The sequence below is a fragment of the Curvibacter sp. EU05-FHT14A10 genome (genome assembly GCF_058791075.1).
In genome coordinates this window covers 96,456-115,584 of record NZ_JBYTDE010000003.1, presented here as the reverse complement: position 1 = coordinate 115,584, position 19,129 = coordinate 96,456, and the positions used below count along the sequence as shown (strand labels likewise).

Genomic DNA, 19,129 nt, shown 5'->3' with positions numbered 1-19,129 from the left:
AAAAGGCCCTCTGCGGGGCCCTGGATCACGTCAACTTCAATCCATGCGGATGTTCGCGGCCTTCACCACCTGGGCCCACTTCAGGCGCTCGGCGTGCAGCAGCTGGGCGAAGGCCTCGGGGCTGCCGGGGGCGGGCTCGGCGCCGGCGTCCTGCAGGCGCTGGCGCACCTCGGGCTGGGCCAGGGCGCGACCGATGTCGGCACTCAGGCGGGTGACCAGCTCGCGCGGGGTGGCGGCCGGGGTCAGCACGCCGGCCCAGGAATAGGCCTCGTAACCCGGCAGACCGGTCTCGGCCACGGTGGGCAAATCGGGCAACAGGCTGGAGCGCTGCACGCTGGCCACGGCCAGGGCGCGCACCTTGCCGGCACGGATCTGGGGCAACGCGGTGGGGGCATCGCTGAACATGATGGGCACCTGGTTGCCCAGCAGGTCGGTCATGGCGGGGGCACTGCCCTTGTAGGGAACGTGCTGCAGCTTGGTACCGGCCAGCATGTTGAACAGCTCGCCCGCCAGGTGGGTGCCGCCGCCATTGCCGGCCGAGGCAAAGGCCAGGGTGCCGGGGCGGGCCTTGTCGAGGGCAATCAGCTCGGCCACGCTCTTGGCCGGCAGGCTGGGGTGCACCACCAGCACCACCGGAAATCGCGCCGCAAAGCTGACCGCGGCAAAGTCGCGCTCGATGTCGTAGCTCATGCGGGGGTTCAGCGCCGGCAGCACGGTGTGGTGGATGCTGCAGACGAACAGGTTGTGCCCGTCGGCCGGAGCGCGGGCCGCCAGCTCGGCGCCCACCATGCCACCGGCGCCGGCGCGGTTGTCCACCACGGCGGGCTGGCCCCAGAGTTCGGCCAGCTTCTGGGCCAGGGCCCGGCCTGTGATGTCCACCGGGCCACCGGCCGGAAAGGGCACGATGAATTTCACCGGGCGGGCCGGGTAGGCCGGGGCTTGCGCCCAGGCCGGTAGCGTCAGCCCCGCCAGGGCCGTGGCCAGCCATTGGCGGCGGTCGATGCGGGAGATGCGGGCGATGCGGTCGGTGGAGCGCTCAAGCAGGGTGGTGAACATGGCATTCTCCTGGGGTTCAGACGGGGGCGGGTTGGTCCAGCAGGGCGCGCTTGAGCACCTTGCCGCTGTGCGTCATCGGCAAGGCCTCGATGGCGGTGATGCTGGCGGGGCGCTTGTAGGGGGCCAGCTGGTCCCGGATCAAGGCCAGCAGGCTGGCGTGGTCGGCCTCGCTCAGGGGCTGCCCGCCCACGGTCTCGACAAAGGCCAGCACGGTCTCGTTGCCGTCGGCCTCTTTGCGGCCCACCACGGCCGAGCGCTGCACGCTGGGGTGCTGGTTGAGCACGTTCTCGACCTCGCCCGGGTACACATTGAAGCCCGAGCGGATGATCATCTCCTTGAGCCGCCCCACCACATGCAGCGCACCGTCAGGCCCGATGCGACCCAGGTCGCCGGTGGCGTACCAGCCGCCCTCGCGCATCACCTGGGCGGTGGCCCCCGGGTCGCGAAAATAACCCGGCATCAGGCCCACGCCGCGCAACCAGATCTCGCCGGTCTCGCCCGCCGGCAGCTCGCGCCCGGCGTCGTCCACGATGCGGCACTCGGCCCCTTCCACCGGCACGCCGGCGGCGGTGTCTTCGCGCCACTGGCCTCGGCGCACCAGGCAGGCCGCCCCCGCGTACTCCGACAGGCCATAGCCGTGGTGCAGCGGCTGGCCAAAGCGGTCCTGCACCGCGTTCTTCAGCGGCAGGTCCAGCGGTGCGGCCCCGGTGTAGACATAGCGCAGCGCGGGCGATGGGGGCATGCCCACCAGGCCCTGCTCGTCGAGGTAGGCGAGCAGCCGCGTGAACAGGGCCGGCGGGCCCTGCAGGTTGGACACCTGGTGCAAGGCCAGCGCCTGCAAGGCATCGGCCGGATCAAAGCGGCTGCGCATGACCAGGGCGGCACCCGCATGCAGCGAAGCCGCCAGCACCGTGCCCAGACCGAAGATGTGGGTCATGGGCACACAGGCGTACGAACGATCCGCCGGCGTCAAGGCCCGCGACTCGGCCGACACGCGGGCAAACTGCAACAGCCCGGCATGCGACACCAGCACGCCCTTGGGCGCCCCGGTGGTGCCCGAGGTGAAGATGATGGCCGCCACCTGCTCGGCCAGCGGAGCCGGTTCGGGGGTGGCCTGGTCGCGCCGGGGCGTGCGGCTCAGGCCCGCCAGGGCCGAGGGCTGGGCGCCCAGGTGCTCGCCGTGCTCGCGGGCGGCGCTGCCCACCTCGCGGGTGAAGTAGACCAGCCGCGGATCGGCCTTGGCCACAAAAGCCTCGATCTCGCCGCGCGCCATGCGGGCGTTGACGCCGCAGGACCAGGCGCCCACGCGGCTGCAGGCCAGCACCAGGGCCACGTGCTCGGGGCAGTTCTCGGCGACCGCCAGCACGCGGTCGCCGGGCTGTACGCCCTGGGCCAGCAACTCGGCCTGCAGGGTGTCCACCATCGTGCCCAGTTGGGCATAGCTCAGCGTGTGGTCGGGCAGGTGCAGGAACACCGCCTCAGGCGTGGCCGCCAGGCGTTGGTCAAACAGGTGATGAAGTCGAGAGGGTGTCGTCATGGCCACTCATTCCACCTGGATGCCCTTGGCCACCGTGCCCCACAGGGCCAGATCGCGGGCCGCACGCTCGGCCAGCAGCTGCGGGTTGCCGGTCCACAGGTCGTAGCCCTGCTCGATCAGCTTGGCCTTGAGCTCGTCCTGGGCCAGGGCCCGGCGGGTGGCCTCATTGAGGCGGGTCACCAGCTCGGGCGCCATGCGGGCCGGGCCGTAGAGGCCGTACCAGCCACCCACGTCGTAGTCGGCGATGCCCGACTCGACCATGGTGGGCACCTCGGGCAGCGAGGGATTGCGCTCGCGCGAAGTGACGGCCAGCGGCCGCACGCGCTGGGTGCTGATGTAGTTGCGGGCGCTGCCGATGATGTCGAACATCATGCTGAGCTGGCCCCCGATCACATCGGTCATGGCGGGCGCATTGCCCTTGTAGGGCACGTGGGTCAGCTTGATGCCGGCGCGCAGGGCGAACAGCTCGCCGCTGAGGTGGTTCGACGCCCCCATGCCGGCCGAACCATAAGCCAGCTTGCCCGGATGGGCCCGGGCGTAGGCCACCAGTTCGGGCAAGGTCTTGAAGGGCTGGTCCTTGTTGATCACCAGCACGTTGGTGTAGCTCACCAGGGGTGCGATGGCCGTCAGGTCCTTGCTCACGTCAAAGGGCATGGACTTGAGGATGTGCGGGCTGATGGTCAGCGTGGGGCTGGCGCCAAAGTACAGCAGCAGCCCGTTCGGGGCCGCCTTGGCCACGGCATCGCCGCCCATGCTGCCGGCGGCGCCGGGGCGGTTTTCTACCACCACGGGCTGGCCCAGCTCTTTGGACAGCGCGGGCGCGAACAGCCGCGCCGTGGCGTCCACCGGGCCGCCCGCCGCATAGCCCACCACCAGGCGGATGGGCTGCCCACCGCCCTGTGCCTGCACTGGCGTGCTCAGCAACAGGGGGCTCAGGCTGCCCAGCGCCAGCAGCCAGCGCCGCGACCTTGAGAAGAATGTCGGCATGTCTTGTCTCCGTTGTATTTCTTGAATTCAGACCCGCACGTAGCGGAAGGTGCCCATGGCGCGGGCCACCACCTGGCCGCTGGCGTCTTCCACCCGGGCCTCGCAGAAGCACACCGAGCGCCCCCCGCCTTGGCAAGTGGCGTGGGCCAGCAGGCGGCCACGCCCGGGGCGGTGAAAGCTGGTGCTCATGTCGATCGTGACCACCGCCTTCTGAAAGCCCGTGGCCGATAGCGCTGCACTCGACATGGCGCTGTCCATCAGCGACATCAGCACGCCGCCATGCACCACCCCGAAGTTGTTGGTCAGCTCGGGGCGCAGATCAAGCGACAGCCGGGCCACCCCACCCTCGGCGAACTCGCGCTGCAGGCCCAGCAGGTGGTTGAACGCCACCCGGGCGAACAACGCGCGGGTGTCGGTGGCGATGTCGATGGCCGCCTCGGGGCTGCCGGGCTGCGGGCCGGTGTCGCCCGGGCCAGAGCGCTCAGCCAGCCCGGACTTCATGCGCGGGCCTCGCGCACCATGTTGCGGGCGATCACGATCTGCTGGATCTGGCTGGTGCCCTCGTACAGGCGGAACAGGCGCACGTCGCGGTAGAAGCGCTCGATGCCGTACTCGGCCAGGTAACCGGCCCCGCCCAGGATCTGCACCGCACGATCGGCCACGCGGCCACACATCTCGCTGGCAAACAATTTGCAGCAGGCAGCCTCGGTGGACACGTTGCGGCCTTCGTCACGGCGTCGCGCCGCGTCGATCACCATGCACTCGGCGGCGTACAGCTCGGTCTGGCTATCGGCCAGCATGGCCTGCACCAATTGAAACTCGGCGATCGGCTGGCCGAACTGCTGGCGCTCGACCGCGTAGCGCAGGGCATCGGCCAGGATGCGCCGGGCCACGCCCACGCACACGGCCGCCAGGTGGATGCGGCCCTTGTCGAGCACTTTCATGGCGGTCTTGAAGCCCCGCCCCTCCACCCCACCGATCAACTGGCGGGCCGGCACGCGCACGTTGTCAAAGATCACATCGCAGGTGTGGGCGCCCTTCTGGCCCATCTTGCGGTCGATCCGGCCCAGGCTGATGCCCGGCGAGTGGGCATCGACGATGAAGGCCGACACCCCGCCCGCGCCCTTGTCGGCCGGGTTGGTGCGCGCCATCAGCGTGAAGATGCCGGCCTGCGGGGCATTGGTGATGTAGCGCTTGCTGCCGTTGACGAGGTAGTGCTCGCCTTCGCTGTCTACCCCTTTGATCGCGGTGGTGCGCAGCGAGGCGGCATCGCTGCCGGCATCGGGCTCGGTCAGCGCGAACGAGGCCATCAGCTCGCCGGTGGCCAGGCGCGGCAGGTACTCGGCCTGCTGCTCGGGCGTGCCATCCATCAGGATGCCCTGCGAACCGATGCCCACGGTGGTGCCGATCACCGACCGGAAGGCCGGCGAGGTCTGGCACAGCTCGAAGAGCACGCGCACCTCTTCCTCCATGGTCAGCTCCAGGCCGCCATAGGCCTCGGGGATGGTCAGGCCGAACAGGCCCATCTCGCGCATCTCTTGCACGATGGCAGGGGGGATGGCATCGGTTTCGGCCACTTCGTTCTCGGCCGGCACCAGGCGCTCACGGGTGAAGCGGGTGACGGAATCGAGCAGGGCCTGGAAGGTTTGGGGGTCTCGGATCATGGGGTGGTTCTTTCGTTGCAGATCACAGCGCGTCGGCCGTGCCCAGGATGGCGGTGGCCTGGCTCGACAAGGTGCCGCCATTGCCATGGGCCAGGGCGGTGGCCACGCCGGGCACCTGGCGGGCGCCGGCATCGCCACGCAATTGCCGCACGGCCTCGATGAGGGTGAAGATGCCGTACATGCCCGGGTGCACGCACGACAGGCCGCCCCCGTTGGTGTTGACCGGCAGGCGCCCGCCCGGGGCGATGGCGCCGTCCTGCACAAAGCGCCCGCCTTCGCCCTTGGGGCAGAAGCCCAGGTCTTCGAGGAACAGCAAGGTGTTGATGGTGAAGGCGTCGTACAGCTGCAGCACGCCCATGTCCTTCGGCGTCAGGCCGGCCATGGCAAAGGCCTCGCGGCCCGACTGGCTGGCTGCCGTCACCGTCAGGTCGTGCATGGACGAGATCTGGCGGTTCCAGTTGGCGGTGGCATTGCCCAGCACATAGACGGGCTTGCGGGGCAGGCTCGCGGCCCGGTCGGCGCGGGTCAGCACGAAAGCCCCACCACCGTCGGTGACCAGGCAGCAGTCGCGCACCGAGAGGGGATCGGACACCCTGCGGGCCTTGAGCACGTCGTCGATGCTCAGCGGGTCGCGCATGAAGGCCTCGGGGTTGAGCTGCGCCCAGGCCCGGGCCGCCACCGCCACCTCGGCCAGGTCTCGGCGGGTGGTGCCGTACTGGTGCATGTGGCGCCGCGCCGCCAGCGCATAGGCCGACAGCGGCTGCATGGGCTCGTAAGGCGCTTCAAAGGGCTGCGGGTCCATCACGCGGCGGGCCTTGGCAATCTCGCTGCGGCCAAAGGTGGCCGTGCGCTGGGTGCTGCCGTAGCAGACCAGCACCGCGTTGCACTGGCCGGCCTGCAAGGCCATCATGGCGGGCAGCAGGTGGGCCACGAAGCTGGAGCCCCCCACCATGGTGCCGTTGATGTAGCGCGGGTTCAGGCCCAGGTACTCGGTCACGGGCATGGGCCACATGGTGGACAACACGCTGGCCGTGCACAGGCCGTCGATGTCGCGCATCGTCAGCCCGGCATCGGCCACGGCGGCGCGGGCGGCGTGGGCCAGCACCTCCATCTCGGTGAAGCCGGTGGCCTCACCACAGCCAAACGTGGCCACCCCGGCGATGACGGCACTGCCACGCAAGGCCCTCAAGGCCGGCGGCGTGTGCACGGTCGGAGCGGAAGGCCTGGCAGGTCCGATCGGCACCGGGACAGGCGTTGTCGCAGCCGGCTCTTCGATCGGGTCGAACACCACGATGCCGCCCTGCCCCTCAGCCTGCAGAACACGGGCCTTCACCCGCTGGCCCACCTGCACCGAGTCCGCAGGCTGCCGCTCGACGCGGCTCATCAGACGCACGCCTTCATCGAGGTCGATCAGGCAGACGTTGTAGTCCCCACCGGCCTCGGGCTTGCGGCGCACCACCGTGGCGGAATACACCGTGCCCTGGCCGGAGGGCGCCACCCACTCGGGGTCGGCGGCGCCGCAATGCGGGCAGACTTCGCGCGGAAAGTACACATGCTGGCCGCAGGCGGCGCAGCGCTGGATCATGAAACGGCCCTGGTCCAGCCAGGCCTGATGCCGGGCCTGAACGCCCTGGCGTTGCTCACTCATGTTGGGCTCCTTGCAAGGGTGGGGGCTTCAGATCGGGTCCCAGGTGAACACGTCACCCGAACGGTCCAGGGGGTAGAACATGGCCTTCAGGGCGGGCAGTGCGTGGCTGGCCACGCTCTCGGGCGTCCAGCCCTCGCTGCGGTGCACCGAGCGCACGGGCCGCGGCTGGCTGATCAGGAAGATCTCGTTGTTGCGCACGGCAAAGATCTGGCCATTGGCATACGAGGATTCATCGCTGGCCAGGCACACGGCCAGTGGCGCGATCTTGGCCGGCGTCATCTGCTTGATGCGCTCCACCCGGGCCTTTTCGGCGTCGGTCTCGGTGGGGATGCTGCCGATCATGCGGCTCCAGGCAAAGGGCGCGATGCAGTTGCTGCGCACATTGAACTTCTGCATGTCGAGCGCGATGGACTTGGACAGCGCCGCGATGCCCAGCTTGGCGGCCGAGTAGTTGGCCTGGCCAAAATTGCCGATCAGCCCCGAGGTGGAGGTCATGTGGATGTAGTTGCCCGAACCCTGCTCCTTGAAGTGGGTGGAGGCCGCGCGGCTCACGTAGTAGGCGCCGTACAGATGCACCTTGATGACGGCGTCCCACTCATCCAGGCTCATCTTGTGGAAGAAGCGGTCGCGCAGGATGCCGGCGTTGTTGACCACCACGTCGATGCGACCAAAGCTATCGAGCGCCGCCTGCACGATGCGACCGGCGCTGGTCGCATCGCTCACGCTGTCGGTGCTGGCCACCGCCTCGCCGCCCAGGGCGCGGATCTCGTCCACCACCTTCTGGGCAGGGCCGGCGTCGTTGCCCTCGCCTGCAACCGAGGCACCGATGTCGTTGACCACCACGCGGGCCCCTTCACGGGCCATGGCCAGGGCGATGTCGCGGCCAATGCCGCCCCCTGCGCCAGTGACCACCACCACTTTGCCTTCGACCATGCGGGACGGGTTGTTTGGATTCATGTTGTTCTCCTTGGGTTGCTGGGATGTCAGTCAAAAAATAGGATCAGGACGCCGCCTGTGCCGGCCACTGGAACAGCGCCGGCTGCTTGTCGAGAAAGCGCTGCACCGCCACGCGATGCGCCTCGGTGCCCATGGCCAGGGCCTGGGCGTTGGCCTCCATCTCCAGCAGGGTGGGCAGGTCGTGCCCGGGCGCGGCCAGGGTGCGCTTGACCAGGGCCACCGCCATGGGCGAGGCCTGCACAAAGCTGGCCGCCAGGGCCTGGGCCCGGGCCTGCAGCTGCTCGGGCGGCTGCAGCTCCATGGCAATGCCCAGGCGCAGGGCCTCGGCCGCATCGACCTCGCGGGCCGACAGCATCAGCTCGCGGGCGCGCTGCACGCCCACGATGCGGGGCAAGGTGTAGAAGGCCGCGCAGTCGGGCACCAGGCCCACGCGCATGAACGACATGCAAAAGCGCGCCCGGGGGGTTGCAATCACAAAGTCGGCCAGCAGGGCCAAGCTGAAGCCAGCGCCATAGGCGGCCCCATCGACCGCGGCAATCACGGGGCGGTCGAGCGTGATCAGTTCCTTGAGCCAGTCGTGCAGGCTTTGCAGGCGGGCGCGCCAGCCGGCGTTGTCCAGGCCCACGGTGGCGATGTTGCGCAGATCACCGCCGGCACAGAAGTGGTCACCGGCCCCGATCAGCACCAGGACGCGGATGCCGGGCTCGGCGCGCAGATGAGCCACCACCTGGCGCATCTCCTCGCGCATGGCGGGGTCGAAGGCATTGCGCCGCTCGGGGTTGTGCAGCGTGAGCGTGGCCACCTGATCGCGCACGGCAAAGCGGATGCGCTCGAAGTTGTCGGGGTTCATGGGGTCTCCTGAAGTTCTGCCTGGGATGGGGCCGGCTTGGCGCCGACGCTGTGCCGGTGCGCCTCTTGCAATTCGCGCCACAAAATCTTGCCGGTGCCCGACTTGGGCAGGGCCGGCACAAACTCGACCAGGCGCGGCACCTTGTAGGCCGACATGCGCTCGCGTGCCCAGGCCGTGAGCTGCTCGACGCTCAGGGCGGCCTCATGACCGGGTCGCAGCACCACCAGGGCCTTGACGGTCTCGCCGCGCTTGGGGTCGTCCACGGCGATCACGCAGGCTTCGAAGATGGCAGGGTGCTCGTACAGCGCGCTTTCCACCTCGGCCGGCCAGACCTTGAAGCCCGAGGCATTGATCATGCGTTTGAGGCGGTCGCGCATGAAGTAGTACCCGTCTTCGTCCACGCTGGCCAGGTCGCCGGTGCGGAAGAAGCGCAGGCCGTCGCGCTCAAAAAAAGCGGCCTCGGTGGCTGCTGCATTGCGCCAGTAACCCAGCATCAGCTGCGGGCCGCTGGTGACCAGCTCACCCACCTCGCCCGCGGGCAGGTCCTGGCCCGTGGCCGGGTCGACGATGCGCGACACCACCCCCTGCGTGGGCACGCCCAGGCATTGGCGCTTGCCGCGGTGCAGCGGGTTGGCATGCAGAAAGGCCGCGGTCTCGGACAGGCCGTAGGCCTCGTTGTAGGCCAGCCCGAAGCGATCGGCCAGCAGGGTGGCCACGGCCTCGGGCATGGCGGCGCCGCCGCCTGAGAGCAGGCTCAGGCTGCTGAGGTCGCGGGCCATCACGTCGGGCTGGGCGAAGAACTCGATCACCATGCTGGGCGGCGCGGTCCAGACCGAGACGCGGTGTTGCTCGATCAGGCGCGCGGCGCTGGGCGCGTGCCAGCGCGGCATCATGACCAGGGTGGCACCCAGGGTGAGCGGCATGTTCATGCCGTTTTGCATGCCCAGCATGTGGAACAGCGGGGCCACGCTCAAAAACACCGAATCGGCATGCAGGCTGCGCCACACCTGGGAGGCCAGGTTGGACGCCAGCACCGTGCCATGGGTATGCATGCAGCCCTTGGGGTGGCCGGTGGTGCCCGAGGTGTAGGGCAGCACCGCCAGGGCCTCGGGGCCGGGGTGCAGCCAATCCGGCTGCCAGCCCTGCGCCACTGCCTCGCTCAGGGCTTCCTCCAGTCCGTACAGGCCCAGGCCCTGCAGGGCCTGGCGCGGCTGGTGGAAGGGCTCGGGCCAGGGCGAGCCCGGGGCCCCCACCTCGGCCGGGTGCATGGCATCGGCATAGGCATGGACCACGGCAGCGTCAATGGCGCCTGCCTGCAGCAGGGGCTGCAGACGGGGCAGCAGCTCTTGCGCCAACAGGGTCACGCGGGCGCCGGTGTCCTGTTGAAACCATTGCAACTCAGAGGGGGTGCTCATGGGGTTGACCGGCACCACCACGGCCCCCAGGCGCAACACGGCGTGGTAAGCCAGCACGTACTGGGGGCAGTTCTGGCTCATCAGCAGCACCCGGTCGCCAGGCTGCACGCCCAACCGGCGGTTCAGCCAGGCAGCCAGGGCGTTCACCCGCCGATGCAGCGCACCGTAGGAGAGGCTCTGTCCACAGAACAGCAGCGCAGGCTTGTCCGGGTAGCGCTGGGCGGCCACCTCCAGGTAGTGGCTGAGGCCCACGGCGCTGGGGCGAAATGCGTGCGGCACGCCGGGCGGCCAATGCCGGAGGTGGGGTGCTGGGATCGGTGCATTCAAGACAGGGTCTCCTGGAGGTCGTGCGCTCTGGGTGCGGCGGCGGGCTCAGACCAGCCGGTTGGCATGGCCGGCCCAGTAGCGATCGCGCAGCAGGCGCTTGTAGAGCTTGCCGGTGGGGTGGCGCGGCAACTCGGCCTCGAAGTCGACCGAGCGCGGGCACTTGACGTGCGACAGGTGCTGCTGGCAAAAGGCGATCAGCTCGGCGGCCAGGGCGGGGCCGGCCTGGGCCATGTCGCGGGGTTGAACCACCGCCTTGACCTCTTCGCCAAACTCCTCGTTGGGCACGCCCAGCACGGCCACATCCATAACCAGGGGATGGGTGACCAAGAGGTTCTCGACCTCTTGCGGGTAGATGTTGACCCCGCCCGAGATGATCATGTAGGCCTTGCGATCGGTCAGGTACAGATAGCCTTCGGCATCGACGTGGCCCACATCGCCCAAGGTGGTCCAGCCGCGGGCGTTGGTCGATTCAGCGGTCTTGGCCGGGTCGTTGTGGTACGCAAAGGGCTTGCCCTCGGCAAAGTACACGGTGCCAGTCTCGCCCGTGGGTACCGGCTCGCCCAACTCGTCGCAGATGCGCAACTGGCCAATCACGGCGCGGCCCACCGTGCCGGGGTGGGTCAGCCAGTCGGCCGAGCCGACCAGGGTCATGCCATTGCCTTCTGTGCCGGCGTAGTACTCCCACAGCACCGGCCCCCACCAGGCAATCATCTGCTGCTTGACGGGAATGGGGCACGGCGCGGCCGCATGGATGGCCACGCGCAGCGAAGACACATCAAAGGCCTGGCGCTGCGCCTCGCTGAGCTTGAGCAGGCGCACGAACATGGTGGGCACCACCTGGGTGTGCGTGATTCGGTGCTGCTGCACCGCGGCCAGGTAGCGCTCGGGGTCGAAGTGCTCCATCACCACCACGGTGCCGCCCAGGCGCATCACGCTCATGCAAAAGCGCATCGGAGCCGCGTGGTACAGCGGCGCAGGCGACAGGTAGACGGTGTCGCCCGCCATGCCGAACACGCGCTGGCAGATGCCGGTGAGGGCCGGCACGGCCTCGACCTCGGGCGAATCGGGCGGCACGAACACGCCCTTGGGGTAGCCGGTGGTGCCCGAGGAGTACAGCATGTCGCCACCTGCGCTCTCGTCGGCAATCGGAGTGACCGGCTGGGCCGCCAGCGCCGCCTCGTATGGCTCGAAGCCCGGTACGGTGCCATCGATCATCAGCCGGGTGCTCACCCCCGGCATGTGCGCAAGCAATTCGCCAGCCTGCGCGGACAGGGCCTGCGAGCTGACCAGCAGACGGGCCTGGCAGTTGTCGAGGATGTAGGCCGCCTCGGCCACCTTGAGCCGGGTGCTCATCGCGGTGTAGATGATGCCGGCGCGCTGTGCGCCCCAGCACAACTCGAAGAAGCTCAATTGGTTCTCCAGCAGCAGGGCGATGTGGTCACCCGCCTTCAGACCCCGGGCGCGCAGCAGGTGGGCCACCTGGTTGGCGCGGGCGTCCAGTTCGGCATAGCTCAGGCGCTGGCCGCTGTCGGCCATCACCAGGGCGGCTTTATCGGGCTGGGTGCGGGCATGGATTCGGGGATGCATCAAAGGACCTCCTGAAAGTTGAGTCGCGCGTCAGGCGTGCTGCCCAGGCGCTCGGTCACCGGCTTGAAATTCAGACGTTTGGCGCTGCCATCCAGGCATCTGGCGAAGCGCAAAGGCAAGTGGTCGAAAAGCAGATGCCAGCGGCGCAACAGCCCCGCACACTGCGGGCCATCTGCTGTTGAAACCCCTGATCTGCCATGCAACTCACACCCACCATCGCCATCCACCTGAGTGCCGCCCTGGGCGCCCTGGCCCTGGGCCCGGTCGCGCTGTGGGCCCGTCAAGGCCACACGCAACGCCCCTGGCTGCACCGCGCCGCGGGCTATGCCTGGGTCACGCTGATGCTGATCACGGCCAGCTCGGCCCTGTTCATCCGCGATTTCAGCCTGCCCAATCTGGCCGGCTACACCCCCATCCACCTGCTGGTGCCGGTGTGTTTCTCGGGCCTGTTCGGGGCCTTCTGGTTTCTGGCCCGGCGCAACATCAGCGGCCACCGGCGCTGCATGCAGTCGCTGTACTGGATGGCCTGCGTGGGCGCCGGTGTGTTCACGCTGTTGCCCCAGCGCTACCTGGGCCAGCAGGTGTGGGGCCAGTGGCTGGGCCTGCTGTGAGGATCGAGCGCGCCTGGGCTTGAACATGGCGATGTTCCAGGTTCAGAGCGTGCGCGAGATCAGCTCTTTCATGACCTCGCTGGTGCCGCCGTAGATGCGGTTGACGCGCGAGTCCACGTAGGCCCGGCAGATGGGGTACTCCATCATGTATCCGTAGCCGCCATACAGCTGCAGCAACTCATCGAGGCAGCGGCCCAGCTCTTCGGTGCTGAACAGCTTGGCGATGGCGGCCTCTTGCAGGCTGAGCTTGCGCCGCAGGTGCTCGGCCAGGTACTGGTCGACCATCATGCGCACCGCCGTGGCGCGGGCCTTGATCTCGGCCAGCTTGAAGCGGGTGTTCTGAAAATCGAACAGGGGTTTGCCAAACACCATGCGCTCCTTGGTGTAGCGGATGGTCTCGGCCAGCATGGCCTCCAGCTTGGCGGCGGCGCCGATGGCGATGATCAGGCGCTCCTGGGCCAGCTCGGTCATCAGGTAGCTGAAGCCCTTGCCCTCTTCGCCCAGCAGGTTGCTCACCGGCACCCGCACGTCGTCAAAGAACAGCTCGGCGGTGTCGGCAGCCTTCAAGCCCATCTTGTCGAGCTTGCGGCCCTTGCGAAAGCCGGGCCGGTCGGCCTCGACCAGGATCAGCGAGGTGCCCTTGGCGCCCAGCTCGGGCTGGGTCTTGGCGACCAGCACCACCAGGTCGCAGTTGAGGCCATTGCTGATGAAGGTCTTGGCCCCGCTGATCACATACTCGTCGCCCTCGCGGCGGGCCGTGGTGCGGATGGCCTTGAGGTCACTGCCGGCGCCGGGCTCGCTCATGGCGATGGCCAGGATGGTCTCGCCGCTGGCGCAGCGCGGCAACCATTGCTGCTTCTGGGCCTCGGTGCCCAGGCGCTCGATGTAGGGCGCGATGATGTCGGAGTGCAGGTGAAAGCCGGGGCCGCTGGCACCCGCACGGGCCACTTCCTCGACCAGCACGGCGCAGTGGCCGAAATCACCACCGGCGCCACCGTAGTCGGGGCTGATCGCGGTGCACAGCAGGCCTTCGCGGCCGGCCTTGAGCCAGGTCTCGCGGTCGACCCGGCCGGCCTCGTCCCACTCGGCCTGGCGCGGCAGGCACTCGCGGGCCACGAAGCGGCGCACCGTCTCGCGGTAGGCCTCGTGGTCGTCGCGGAACAGGGTGCGCGGAAAACTCAAGACGCTTTGCTCATCCATGGTGGGCTCCTCAGGGCCGGCCGCCGCCGCACACCAGCACCTGGCCGCTGACGTAGTTCGACTCGGGAATGCAGAACAGGTACACCGCACCGGCGGCCTCTTCGGGGGTGCCGCCGCGGCCCAGGGGGATCAGGGCCTCGGCGTTCTTGAGGATCTGCGGGTTCACGCCCACCTTGATCTGCTGGCCGGCGATGTCGATGCTGGCGCCGGCGGTGGCATCGGCCTCGGTCAGGCGGGTCTTGATCAGGCCAAAGGCCACGCTGTTGACGTTGACCTTGTAGCGCCCCCACTCCTTGGCCATGGCCTTGGTCAGGCCATTGATGCCCGCCTTGGCGGCCGCGTAATTGGCCTGGCCGGCGTTGCCGTACACGCCCGAGGTCGAGGAGATGTTGACCACCTTGCGGAACACGTCCCGCCCCTCTTCGCTTTCACGCCGGTTCGCTTCACGGATGAAGCCCGAGGCGGCGCGCAGGATGCGGAAGGGGGCCGTCAAGTGCACGGCCAACATGGCGTCCCACTGCTCGTCGCTCATCTTCTGAACCACGCTGTCCCAGGTGTAGCCGGCGTTGTTGACGATGATGTCCAACCCGCCATAGGTGTCGACCGCCGCCGCGACAAAGCGCTCGGCAAAGCCGGCCTCGGTGACGCTGCCCACGCAGGCCAGGGCCCGCCCACCTGCAGCCTCGATCTCGGCCACGGTCTGGTGGGCCGGGGCCTCGTCCAGGTCGTTGATGACCACGGCGGCGCCTTCACGGGCCAGCTTGAGGGCGATCTCGCGTCCGATGCCGCGGCCCGAGCCGGAGACCAGGGCCACCTTGCCCACCAGTTTGTTCAGTGCATTGCTCATGAGGGGGTCTTTCAAGGGTTCAGATGTCAGGGCAAGGCGATCACGGCCTCACCGGCCAGCTTGATCACGCCCTCGGGGTTGGTGGTGCTGAGGGCCAGGCGCACGCAGCGCTCACCCCGGCGTTCGAACTTCTCGGTGATGTGGCCCGCGCAGCGGATGCGCTCGCCCACCTGGGTCATGGCGGCAAAGCGCACGCTGTACTCGCGCAAGGCGCTCTGCGGCACCCAGTTCGTGAGCACGCGGGCCAGCCAGGCCATGGACAACATGCCGTGGGCGATCACATCCGGCATGCCGGCGGCCTTGGCAAAGTCGATGTCGACATGGATCGGGTTGTGGTCACCCGAGGCGCCGCAGTACAAGGCCAGCGTGTGGCGCGTCAGGGGCGGGGTTTCGAATTCAGGCAGGGCATCGCCCACGTTCACCTCGTCATAGCGTGCAAGCAGACTCATCTCAGGCTCCTACCGGGTTGCGGATCACGGTCACGGCGCGCAGCTCGGCCACCAGCTCGTCGCGTTGGTTGCTCACGCGGGTGCCGCGCACCACGAACTCCAGCGCCCCGCCTTTCTTGTCGTAGATGTCTTCGATGCGCTGCTCAAAGGTCAGCGTGTCGCCCGCATAGGCCATGCGGTGGTAGTGGAAGCCCTGCTCACCGTGCAGCAGGGTGCGGTAGTCCATGCCCAGCAGGTCACGGATGGCGGCCGGGTCGGGCGACTCCATTTCGAGGCAGAACAAAAAGGTGGGCGGCACCGGCAGGCCAGGGTGACCAGCGACATGCGCCGCGGCCTCGTCGCTGTAGATCGGATCGGTCTGGCCGGTGGCCTTGGCAAAGAAGCGCAGTCGGCCGGCCTCGACCAGGGCGCTGAAGCGGGGCATCACATGCCCGATGAATTGCTTGTCGATCATGGTGGGTGCCCCTTCAAACCGCCTGGTACAGGGTGACCACGCAGGCCCCGCCCAGGCCCAGGTTGTGCTGCAGCGCCAGGCGGGCGCCTTCGACCTGGCGCTGCTCGGCCTGGCCACGCAGCTGCCACACCAGCTCGGTGCATTGCGCCAGACCGGTGGCCCCCAGCGGATGGCCCTTGGACAGCAGACCGCCCGAGGGGTTGGTGACAATGCGCCCGCCATAGGTGTTGTCGCCGTCCAGGATGAACTTCTCGGCCGTGCCTTCGGGGGTCAGGCCCAGGGCCTCGTAGGTGATCAGCTCATTGGCCGTGAAGCAGTCGTGCAGCTCCACCACGTCCAGGTCTTCCGGGCCGATGCCCGCCGCTTCGTACACCTGGCGGGCCGCCGCCGCACTCATGTCGTAGCCCACGACCTTGCGCATGTCGTCGCTGTCAAAGGTGCTGCCGGTGTCGGTGGTCATGGCCTGGGCGGCGATCACCACACGCTGGTCCAGCCCGTGCCGCTTGGCAAAATCGGCCGAGCACACCACGGCCGCCGCGGCCCCGCAGGTGGGCGGGCAGCACTGAAAACGCGTGAGCGGATCGAACACCGTGGCCGAGGCCATCACCTCGTCCAAGGTCAAAGGTTGGCGAAACAGGGCCAGCGGGTTGCGTGCCGCATGCTGGCGGGCTTTGACCGAGATGCGACCAAAGGTGTCAGCCCGGGCACCGTACTGGCGCATGTAGTCGCGCCCGGCACCGCCAAAGAACTGGGCGGCGCGCGGGGTTTGGGGTTCGTAGCCCTGGTGCGCATCCATGGCCTCGGCAAAGCGGGCCATCGGCGATGGGCGATCGTCCCAGGCGCCCTTGAGCGCGCCGGGCTGCATCTGCTCGAAACCCAGGGCAATGGCACATTCGACCATGCCGCTGGCCACCGCCTGGCGCGCCAGGAACAGCGCGCTGGAACCCGTGGAGCAGTTGTTGTTCAGGTTGAACACCGGGATGCCGCTCAGGCCCACGCCATAGAGGGCCGCCTGCCCGGCCGTCGAGTCGCCGTACACATAGCCCACATAGGCCTGCTGCACCTTGGCGTAATCAACACCGGCATCGTCCAGGGCCAGGCGCGCAGCGCGCGCGCCCATCACGGTGTAGGGCTCGCTGGCACCGGGTTTGGTGAAGGGGATCATGCCCACGCCCACCACATGGACGGCACGTTGCGAAGCTTGAACAGCACTCATGAAGGTCTCCTATGGGCCCGCCACGGGCCCTGGGTTCGGGGAAACAGAAAAGAAGCGGGCGCGCGCGGCTACTCGATGACGATGCGGGCGTCGCGCACGATGCGCTCCCACTTGGGCAGGTCGTTGTTCAACACGGCCTGCAGCTGTTCGGGCGTGCCGCCCACCGGGGTCAGGCCCATGGCCTTGAGGCGGCCATTGAGTTCGGCGCCAGCCACGATGCGCTGCACCTCGGCCGACAGCTTGTCGACGATGGGGCGCGGCGTGCCGCCCGGCAGAAAGACCCCAAACCAGCCGTTGGACTCGAAACCCTTGAGGCCCTGCTCACCCAGGGTGGCCACCTCGGGCAGGGCCGGGTGCCGCTGGGTGCCGGTGATGGCCAGCACGCGGATGCGGTCCGAGCGCAGGTGCGGGGTGATCGAGGTGACGTCGACAAAGGCCGAATCCAGCTGGCCGCCGAGCAGGTCGTTCACCTCGGGCCCGGCGCCCTTGTAGGGCACCGGAATCAGCTGGAGGCCGGCCGCCATCTTGAGCAGCTCGCCGTGCATGTGCGACGAGGTGCCGTTGCCATAGGTGCCATAGTTGAGCTTGCCGGGCCGCGCCTTGGCCAGGGCGATGAATTCGGCCAGTGTCTTGGCCGGTGAACTGGCCGGCACGATGAACAGGTCGGACGAGGTCGCCAGTTGCGACACGGGGGCGAAATCGCGCAGCACGTCGTAGGGCACCTTGGCATAAAGTGCCGGCGACTGGATCATCGCCGTGATGCCGACCAGCACGGTGTAGCCGTCGGGTGCGGCCTTGGCCACGATGTCGTTGCCCAGCATCCCACTGGCCCCGGGCTTGTTGTCGACCAGTACCGGCTGGCCCCAGCTTTGCGCCAGCTGGGTGGCCAGGATGCGGGCCAGGATGTCGGTCCCCCCGCCTGCCGGATAGGGCACCACCAGACGGATTGGCTTGGCCGGGTAGGCTTGGGCCAAGGCCCCGGAACCGCCTGCGGCCAGCCCCAGGCCAAGGACTGCCGCAACGGCAGATCGACGAGAAATACGCATGACTTGTCTCCTGGATTTGACGATCCGACCCGCCTCTTCGAGCAGATTCAGGCCTTCAGTTTGCGCATTTCAGGAGGACAGGCCAATCGCCGATTGAGCCAATTTGATTGGCAGAAAAGATCAGTGCAGGCTGACGTTGGCCGCTCGGGCCACCTGCGCCCAATGTGCGGAATCGCTGCGCAGCGTGGCCGCCAGTTCGGCCGGGGTACTGCCCACCGATTGAATACCCAGGGTGCTCAGGCGTGCAGCGAGATTGGGGGCCAGGATCACACGTCTCAGATCGGCCGCCCAGGCCTCGGCTCGCTCGGCGGCGCTCGCCTTGGGCAAGAACACAGCGTACCAACCGCTCGCATCGAAGCCCGGGTAACCGCACTCGGCCAGCGTGGGCACTTGAGGCAAGGCCGGGTCGCGCTCGCGCCCGGTGATGGCCAGGGCCTGCAGACGCCCGCTCGTGACGTGGGGCAGGCAGGTGGTCACATCGATGAAGCCCCCCACCACCACGCCCCCCAGCAGGTCTTGCAACAAGGGGCCCGCCCCCTTGTAGGCCACAGCCACCAGATCGAGGTGGGTCGCCAACTTGAACTGCTCGGCCAGCAGGTGCGAGGTGGTGCCAGCGCCGAAATTGCCATAGCTGTCACGGCCGCGCCGGCCCTGCGCCCAATTCACGAAGCCCGCCAGAGTGGGCACGACGTCGGGTCGAGGCAGAGTCACCCACACCAGGGGGGTACGCCCCACCAGAGACACCGGGGTCAGATCACGCTCAATGTCGAAGGGCAGTTTGGGGTAAAGCGCTGGCAGGATGCTCAGAGAGGCGATGGCCATCACGGCGGTATGCCCATCTGGCAATGCCTTGCTGGCCGCATCAAGCCCCAGAATGCCGCTGGCACCGGGGCGGTTGTCCACCATCACGGGACTTTGCCAAAGCGCTGACAATTGCGGGCCCAGGCTTCGGGCCAGGTTATCTGCGCCTCCACCGGGCGCAAACGGCACGATCAGGCGCACGGGCTTGCCCGGGACGGCCAGGGGACTCCGCCTTGCGTCGGAACGGGCCGTGACGGTCTCAGCCGCGCGGGCCTGCAACCCGACTGGCGCAGCAGACAAGGCCAGCATGCGCAGCAGCGCGCGACGATGGGAAAAAGACATGGGGTGCTCTCCTGCGTGAAACGCAGCTGGTGTGGCACCGCCGGGCATCGGCGGTCGTCAATCAGCCACGCCGGGCCAGCTTAGAAAGCCACCGTGCAGCGGTACTGCCCGAGTGTCAAAGACAGCCGAAGCTGG

Annotated in this window: 18 protein-coding genes and 1 pseudogene; 1 reads left to right on the top strand and 18 read right to left on the bottom strand. The window is 68.4% G+C overall.

Features of this window, described 5'->3' with window-relative positions:
• Window positions 1-36: 36 nt before the first annotated feature.
• The 11 genes and pseudogenes from AC3WUT_RS06520 to AC3WUT_RS06470 all read right to left on the bottom strand — a co-directional run bounded on the left by AC3WUT_RS06520 (window position 37) and on the right by AC3WUT_RS06470 (window position 12,028).
• The gene (locus AC3WUT_RS06520; protein ID WP_492346268.1) at window positions 37-1,056 is read right to left on the bottom strand and encodes a tripartite tricarboxylate transporter substrate binding protein; all 1,020 of its coding nucleotides are present in this window, start codon (window positions 1,054-1,056) and stop codon (window positions 37-39) included.
• A 16-nt stretch (window positions 1,057-1,072) separates the two neighbouring features.
• Window positions 1,073-2,593: a class I adenylate-forming enzyme family protein gene (locus AC3WUT_RS06515; protein WP_492346267.1), complete on the bottom strand. Its 1,521-nt coding sequence runs from the start codon at window positions 2,591-2,593 to the stop codon at window positions 1,073-1,075.
• 6 nt (window positions 2,594-2,599) lie between these two features.
• Window positions 2,600-3,580 carry a Bug family tripartite tricarboxylate transporter substrate binding protein gene (locus tag AC3WUT_RS06510; protein WP_492346266.1) on the bottom strand — a complete coding sequence of 327 codons (981 nt, stop codon included), beginning with the start codon at window positions 3,578-3,580 and terminating at the stop codon, window positions 2,600-2,602.
• A 27-nt stretch (window positions 3,581-3,607) separates the two neighbouring features.
• Complete coding sequence (locus tag AC3WUT_RS06505) at window positions 3,608-4,081, bottom strand: PaaI family thioesterase (RefSeq protein ID WP_492346265.1); 474 nt, start codon at window positions 4,079-4,081, stop codon at window positions 3,608-3,610.
• Entirely contained in the window at window positions 4,078-5,244 is a 1,167-nt protein-coding gene (locus tag AC3WUT_RS06500; protein ID WP_492346264.1) for an acyl-CoA dehydrogenase family protein, read from the bottom strand. Before AC3WUT_RS06500 ends, AC3WUT_RS06505 begins: the two co-directional genes overlap by 4 nt.
• Before the next feature lie 22 nt (window positions 5,245-5,266).
• A complete protein-coding gene (locus tag AC3WUT_RS06495; RefSeq protein ID WP_492346659.1) occupies window positions 5,267-6,451 on the bottom strand; it encodes a thiolase family protein in 1,185 nt (394 codons plus the stop codon).
• Window positions 6,452-6,577: 126 nt separating this feature from the next.
• A pseudogene (locus AC3WUT_RS06490) lies at window positions 6,578-6,892 on the bottom strand (Zn-ribbon domain-containing OB-fold protein); the annotation flags it as partial.
• Window positions 6,893-6,919: 27 nt separating this feature from the next.
• Window positions 6,920-7,825: an SDR family NAD(P)-dependent oxidoreductase gene (locus AC3WUT_RS06485; RefSeq protein WP_492346658.1), complete on the bottom strand. Its 906-nt coding sequence runs from the start codon at window positions 7,823-7,825 to the stop codon at window positions 6,920-6,922.
• A 67-nt stretch (window positions 7,826-7,892) separates the two neighbouring features.
• Entirely contained in the window at window positions 7,893-8,699 is an 807-nt protein-coding gene (locus AC3WUT_RS06480; protein WP_492346263.1) for an enoyl-CoA hydratase/isomerase family protein, read from the bottom strand.
• Window positions 8,696-10,441: a long-chain-fatty-acid--CoA ligase gene (locus AC3WUT_RS06475; protein ID WP_492346262.1), complete on the bottom strand. Its 1,746-nt coding sequence runs from the start codon at window positions 10,439-10,441 to the stop codon at window positions 8,696-8,698. The genes AC3WUT_RS06480 and AC3WUT_RS06475 overlap by 4 nt, the downstream gene beginning before the upstream one ends.
• Window positions 10,442-10,486: 45 nt before the next feature.
• On the bottom strand, window positions 10,487-12,028 hold the full coding sequence (locus AC3WUT_RS06470) for an AMP-binding protein (protein ID WP_492346261.1): 1,542 nt from the start codon (window positions 12,026-12,028) through the stop codon (window positions 10,487-10,489).
• A 197-nt stretch (window positions 12,029-12,225) separates the two neighbouring features.
• Here AC3WUT_RS06470 and AC3WUT_RS06465 point away from each other — a divergent pair, with 197 nt between their 5' ends.
• Window positions 12,226-12,639 (top strand): DUF2306 domain-containing protein, encoded by a 414-nt coding sequence (locus tag AC3WUT_RS06465; RefSeq protein ID WP_492346260.1) that lies wholly within the window; start codon window positions 12,226-12,228, stop codon window positions 12,637-12,639.
• Window positions 12,640-12,681: 42 nt separating this feature from the next.
• Here AC3WUT_RS06465 and AC3WUT_RS06460 read toward each other — a convergent pair whose 3' ends face one another.
• The 7 genes from AC3WUT_RS06460 to AC3WUT_RS06430 all read right to left on the bottom strand — a co-directional run bounded on the left by AC3WUT_RS06460 (window position 12,682) and on the right by AC3WUT_RS06430 (window position 18,994).
• Complete coding sequence (locus AC3WUT_RS06460) at window positions 12,682-13,839, bottom strand: acyl-CoA dehydrogenase family protein (protein WP_492346259.1); 1,158 nt, start codon at window positions 13,837-13,839, stop codon at window positions 12,682-12,684.
• 10 nt (window positions 13,840-13,849) lie between these two features.
• Window positions 13,850-14,686 (bottom strand): SDR family NAD(P)-dependent oxidoreductase, encoded by an 837-nt coding sequence (locus tag AC3WUT_RS06455; protein ID WP_492346258.1) that lies wholly within the window; start codon window positions 14,684-14,686, stop codon window positions 13,850-13,852.
• Between the two features lie 26 nt (window positions 14,687-14,712).
• Window positions 14,713-15,135 carry a MaoC family dehydratase gene (locus tag AC3WUT_RS06450; protein ID WP_492346257.1) on the bottom strand — a complete coding sequence of 141 codons (423 nt, stop codon included), beginning with the start codon at window positions 15,133-15,135 and terminating at the stop codon, window positions 14,713-14,715.
• Between the two features lies 1 nt (window position 15,136).
• The gene (locus AC3WUT_RS06445; RefSeq protein ID WP_492346256.1) at window positions 15,137-15,589 is read right to left on the bottom strand and encodes a MaoC family dehydratase N-terminal domain-containing protein; all 453 of its coding nucleotides are present in this window, start codon (window positions 15,587-15,589) and stop codon (window positions 15,137-15,139) included.
• A 13-nt stretch (window positions 15,590-15,602) separates the two neighbouring features.
• Window positions 15,603-16,805: a lipid-transfer protein gene (locus AC3WUT_RS06440; protein WP_492346255.1), complete on the bottom strand. Its 1,203-nt coding sequence runs from the start codon at window positions 16,803-16,805 to the stop codon at window positions 15,603-15,605.
• Between the two features lie 68 nt (window positions 16,806-16,873).
• Complete coding sequence (locus tag AC3WUT_RS06435) at window positions 16,874-17,851, bottom strand: tripartite tricarboxylate transporter substrate binding protein (protein ID WP_492346254.1); 978 nt, start codon at window positions 17,849-17,851, stop codon at window positions 16,874-16,876.
• Window positions 17,852-17,971: 120 nt separating this feature from the next.
• A complete protein-coding gene (locus AC3WUT_RS06430; RefSeq protein WP_492346253.1) occupies window positions 17,972-18,994 on the bottom strand; it encodes a tripartite tricarboxylate transporter substrate-binding protein in 1,023 nt (340 codons plus the stop codon).
• Between the last annotated feature and the right edge of the window lie 135 nt (window positions 18,995-19,129).